The organism is Edaphobacter sp. (assembly GCF_035763405.1).
In the GTDB taxonomy this organism is placed as follows: Bacteria; Acidobacteriota; Terriglobia; order Terriglobales; family Acidobacteriaceae; genus Edaphobacter.
Genome location: NZ_DASUBE010000115.1, coordinates 1 through 4408 on the forward strand (window position 1 = coordinate 1; position 4408 = coordinate 4408).

Here is a 4408-nt window from a genome sequence, read left to right on the forward strand (position 1 = left end):
GCCGCTGTTCCGAGATGCGGGAGAGATGGTAAACTTGTTCGTGTGCCGGGTCCTACGCGACGTAATCCCGCCAACCCCGCCAGGTCCGGAAGGAAGCAACGGTAACGGGCAACTACGGGCGCAGTGGGTCGCCCGGTACATATTTTTTGCCCCTCATTCCCTCGTTACAATCTGAGAACGCAACCGCTCGCGTGATGCCCGCTGCTTGGTGACAGGAGTAGGCTTGTCGGAGAGAATGGTCTCTGCCGCGCAGGCGGATGTTCCTTCATAATGGTTCTGTAAGCCGAGCAGACGAGGTGAGAGTTTGAGTTTGACGTTGAAACCGCAGACGCGGGTACGGGCGAAGATCAGTTCAGTTGGGGCGTATGTTCCGCCGCGTTTGTTGACGAACGCAGACCTCGAAAAGATGGTCGCGACCAACGACCAGTGGATTACCGAACGCACCGGTATCCGCGAGCGACACTTGGTCGATAAGGGCGTGGCAACGAGCGATCTGGCTGTCGAGGCAGCGAAGAAATGCCTGGCAAAGCGTGGAATTTCGGCCAGCGAGGTTGAGGTCATCATCGTCGCCACGGTCACGCCAGACATGCTGTTTCCCGCAACCGCCTGCCTGGTGCAGGACAAGCTCGGCGCGAAGGGCGCCTGGGGGTTCGATCTTTCAGCTGCCTGCTCCGGGTTTCCGTATGCGCTACAGGTGGGGACGAAGCTGGTCGAGAGCGGCGCACATAAAAAAGTGCTGGTGATCGGCGCCGATGTGATGAGTTCCATCATCGACTACACCGACCGCGCGACGTGCGTCATCTTCGGCGACGGCGCGGGCGCCGTGCTGCTGGAGCCTTGCGCCGAGGGCGAGGTCGGCATGGTGGACTACTGGCACGAGATCGACGGCTCGGGCGCGGCGTCGCTGAACATGCCCGGCGGCGGCAGCCTGAATCCTTCCACCTGCGAGACGGTGGAGGCGAAGATGCACTACGTGCATCAGGATGGTCAATCGGTCTACAAGTTTGCCGTGCGCAAGATGGCTGAGGCGGCCGAGACGGTGCTCTCGCGCAACGGTGTCTCGGGCAAAGACCTGAGCTGCTTTATTCCGCACCAGGCGAACAAGCGCATTATCCTTTCGACGGCTGAGCGGCTGGGGATGCCGGAGAGTTCCGTGGTGATCAACATCGACCGCTATGGCAACACGACGGCGGCGACAATTCCGCTGGCCATGCAGACGGCGCTCGACGAGGGTCGGTTGAAGAAGGGCGATCTGGTTTTGCTGGCGAGCGTGGGCGCGGGCTTTACCGTGGGGGCCACGCTACTGCGCTGGGAGATGTAGTCAGACCATTGTGTTGGGGTGGCTTGGTGGATAGATGCCCAAGGTGCGGGAGGCTTTATAGAGCTTCCAGCCGCCGAAGGCGCAGCTTGCCGCAATCGAGATCCAGATGGCGATCAGGATTGGCGTCGCGTACTGGGCGGAGAGATGGTTCCAGAGATGCAGGATGTGACTGCCGTAATGGATGCCGAGCCACGCCGCGATGCTGTGCCGCACAAGTCGGCTGAGGGTGAAAGTGGTCAGGAACTTCTTCCGCGAAACTTTGATGACGCCTGCCGCGAGGACGAAGGGCGCCAGCGGCATGGGCGGAGGCAGCAGGGCGGGCAGGACAACTGAGAGGATGTTGTGGTGTTCCATCCAATCGCGGACCAGCTTGGAGTTGCGGGCCGAGAGTCGCTTCTCGATGAAGGCCATGCCGCCGGATGCGCCGACTTGGTAGCTGAAGTAGCCTCCGACCAGCGAGCCGGCCGCCGCGATGAGGATCAGCAGGAGCCAGTTGTGATGCTGGGCGGCCATGATGATGATCATGATGTCGGTGAGGCCGGGGATGGGAAGCGGGACGAAGGAGCTGTCCACGATGGCGACGAGGAAGAGGCCGAGGAGCCCGAAGCTGAAGATCAGGTGCAACAGCGCGCTGGAGTGGCGGCGTCCGGGCGCTGAGGCCTCGGGCGCGTACAGGGCGGCGGATTTGGCCAGGGTGCTGGTCGCTGCGCTCGACTTCATGCTCGATAGGACGGCTGGTGGCAGTGTACTTGAGCGGGCTGCTTCATCCTTAAAGAAAACGCAGCGCGGGTAACGGAGGAAGGACCTCGACTTCGGCGGCGTACTGGCGGAAGAGGCGGATGGTTTGGAGGCAGCCGGGGTCGAGTGTGTAGTGGATGTTGCGGCGGAGATAGTCTTCGATGGTCGCGGGCGGGATGGAGATGCGGGGGGTCCAGTCGCTGACGATGCGGTCGATGTTCTGTAGACCGTGGTCGCGGGAGACTGAGAGGTCTTCGATGAGTTGCGCGGGAGTGAGGCTGTTGGCAGGGAGGGCCTCGGGGCGGACGGCCCAGACGGCGGCGACCCAGGGCAGGCCGGTGCGGGCGCGCCACTCGTGGGCAAGGTCGAGCCAGTGGCAGGGACCGATGGCGGCTTCGACGGCCGAGCGGGACTCGTGGGCGATGAGCGCGGGGTCTCCGATGAGGATGGCGGCGTCGGCGTTGGCGAGCATGGCGACCGGGTCGGCTGGGGCCGGGACGAACTCTGGATGGTTGCCGGAGAATTTGCGGAAGAGGATCTCGGCATAGGCAAGGGAGCTGCGGGAGGCGGTGTCGGCTGCGACCGTGCGGACGGTTTCGAGGGTGAAGGGTTCTTTGATGAGGAGAAGGATGGAGCGGACGTGGTCGAGCGAGGCGATGACCGTGCCGGGGACGATGGCAAGGTCAGGGGTGAGGGAGGCGATGGGGATGAGGCCGAGGTCAGCGCGGGCGGCCAGCAGCTCGTCGGCGCAGAGGGAGGGCTGGGTGTAGTGGAGGGTATAGTGCTCGGCGAGTTGGGCGGCGCGGGGAGGGTGCTCGAAGTCCCACATCAGCGGGGCGGGGTTGAGAAAGTCGATGGCGGCGACGCGGAGGCGAGCTGGATTTTTGTTGTTGGATGCTGCGCCTGGCACGTCTCCCCCTCCCCCTGGTTAAGTACTCAAAGTCCTTCGAACAAAGGACTTAGGTCCGGACCTGGTTCCGGACTGCGGTATGGATTCAGTTTAAATGAAAATGGTCCGGAGCGGGCCGGACCGTTCGGATGCGTCTATGTTAAGTATAGCAGCCGTGTCAAGAAACCGGATTTGGACGTCGGATGCAGTTACGGGAGTTGTACAGGAGATTGGATGCAGCAGAGGATTGTCGGTTTTGACCAGGATGAAGAAGGGTATTGGCGGGCGCGGCTGGAGTGCGGACACGGACGGCATATGAGGCATGATCCTCCATGGGTGTCGCGGGAGTGGGTAACGACCGAGTTGGGGCGCGCGGAGTGGATTGGGCGTGTCATCGAGTGCAAGAAGTGCGATGACGAGGCGCGCGGTTGATTCTCTGGGTACCGGTATTTTGGTGAGTGCGAGCATGTTGGTGGCGTGGAGTGTTTGGGCGGGTGAGAGAAATACGGGGGTCTCTCCACTGCGGCGGCAAAAAGCGCCGCCTCCGGTCGAGATGACGTGGTGTAATGGCGGGCAGAAACGCCGACTTCGGTCGAGATGATGTGGTGCAATGGCGGGCGAAAACGCCGTCTCCGGTCGAGATGACGTGGTGTAATGGCGGGAAGAAGCGCCGCCTTCGGTCAAGATGATGTGGGTGTGTGATGCCGGCTGGGTGCTATTTGGTGACTTCGACGCCCCGCCAGAACGCGATGTGGTGCTTTACGGTGCGCGCGGCGGGCTTGGGGTCTGGGTAGTACCATGCGGCGTCCTGGTTTTCCTGGCCGTCCACGATGATGGTGTAGTAGCGTGCCAGACCCTTCCAGGGACAACTCGAGGTTGTGGAACTGGGCCGCAGGAACTCCCGCTTGACGGTCTCGTCCGGGAAATAAATGTTGCCTTCGACGGTTTCGTAGGATTCGCTTTCAGCCAGCGTCTGGCCGTTCCAAACTGCCTTTGCCATAATAACTACCTGCTTGTTTTCAACAAGTTGCGGAGAAAGTACCGCATCTCGTGAGCCGGTATTGCGGACCCCACACCCCGCATCCCTATCCTATTTGTAACAGAAAGGGTGCAGGAAGGAAAGGATGGGCCGTTTCAACAGTCTTTACCGGGATTGGGAAGGGAATGCAAAAACTGGCGGGTAGGGCTTTGTACGTTCCCACCCTTGCGATGGGACTGCCAAGGTGGGGCACCCGAACATTTGTGGCTGGTGGAGGAAAGCAGATTCCTTCGCTGCGCTACGGAACGGAAATGCAAAGTGGTTACAGAACGGAAATGCAAAGTGGTTACGGAATTGAGATGCAACGGAATTGAGATGCATTGGTAGCAGGAGCCCACCTTAGCGGCGATGAGAGTGTCGCTAAGGTGGGGCGCCTGTGTCTTTTAAGCAGCGGGACCAAACATCTTCAGGAACATTTCGT

At 61.2% G+C, this 4408-nt stretch carries 5 protein-coding genes and 1 other RNA gene; 3 read left to right on the forward strand and 3 right to left on the reverse strand.

Annotation, left to right across the window (positions count from 1 at the left end):
- The first annotated feature begins 43 nt into the window (after nucleotides 1-43).
- Nucleotides 44-141, forward strand: an RNA gene (gene ffs / locus VFU66_RS11785) — signal recognition particle sRNA small type.
- 163 nt (nucleotides 142-304) lie between these two features.
- Nucleotides 305-1321 carry a beta-ketoacyl-ACP synthase III gene (locus tag VFU66_RS11790; RefSeq protein ID WP_326446454.1) on the forward strand — a complete coding sequence of 339 codons (1017 nt, stop codon included), beginning with the start codon at nucleotides 305-307 and terminating at the stop codon, nucleotides 1319-1321.
- On the opposite strand, the gene VFU66_RS11795 is transcribed toward VFU66_RS11790, so the two are convergent.
- Complete coding sequence (locus VFU66_RS11795) at nucleotides 1322-2041, reverse strand: YqaA family protein (protein ID WP_326446455.1); 720 nt, start codon at nucleotides 2039-2041, stop codon at nucleotides 1322-1324. It lies immediately after the preceding gene.
- A 49-nt stretch (nucleotides 2042-2090) separates the two neighbouring features.
- Entirely contained in the window at nucleotides 2091-2969 is an 879-nt protein-coding gene (locus VFU66_RS11800; protein WP_326446456.1) for a menaquinone biosynthetic enzyme MqnA/MqnD family protein, read from the reverse strand.
- A 213-nt stretch (nucleotides 2970-3182) separates the two neighbouring features.
- Between VFU66_RS11800 and VFU66_RS11805 the strand changes: the two genes are divergently transcribed.
- Nucleotides 3183-3380 (forward strand): DUF3565 domain-containing protein, encoded by a 198-nt coding sequence (locus VFU66_RS11805; protein ID WP_326446457.1) that lies wholly within the window; start codon nucleotides 3183-3185, stop codon nucleotides 3378-3380.
- Between the two features lie 283 nt (nucleotides 3381-3663).
- Here the strand turns inward: VFU66_RS11805 and VFU66_RS11810 are convergent, their stop codons facing one another.
- Nucleotides 3664-3948, reverse strand: coding sequence for a DUF427 domain-containing protein (locus VFU66_RS11810; protein ID WP_326446458.1), 285 nt, complete (start codon nucleotides 3946-3948; stop codon nucleotides 3664-3666).
- Nucleotides 3949-4408 lie beyond the last annotated feature (460 nt).

Excerpts from the sequence above, each read along its gene's own strand:
- VFU66_RS11795 (WP_326446455.1), bottom strand. The coding sequence starts at position 2,041 with ATGAAGTCGAGCGCAGCGACCAGCACCCTGGCCAAATCCGCCGCCCTG.
- VFU66_RS11805 (WP_326446457.1), top strand. The coding sequence starts at position 3,183 with ATGCAGCAGAGGATTGTCGGTTTTGACCAGGATGAAGAAGGGTATTGG.
- VFU66_RS11810 (WP_326446458.1), bottom strand. The coding sequence starts at position 3,948 with ATGGCAAAGGCAGTTTGGAACGGCCAGACGCTGGCTGAAAGCGAATCC.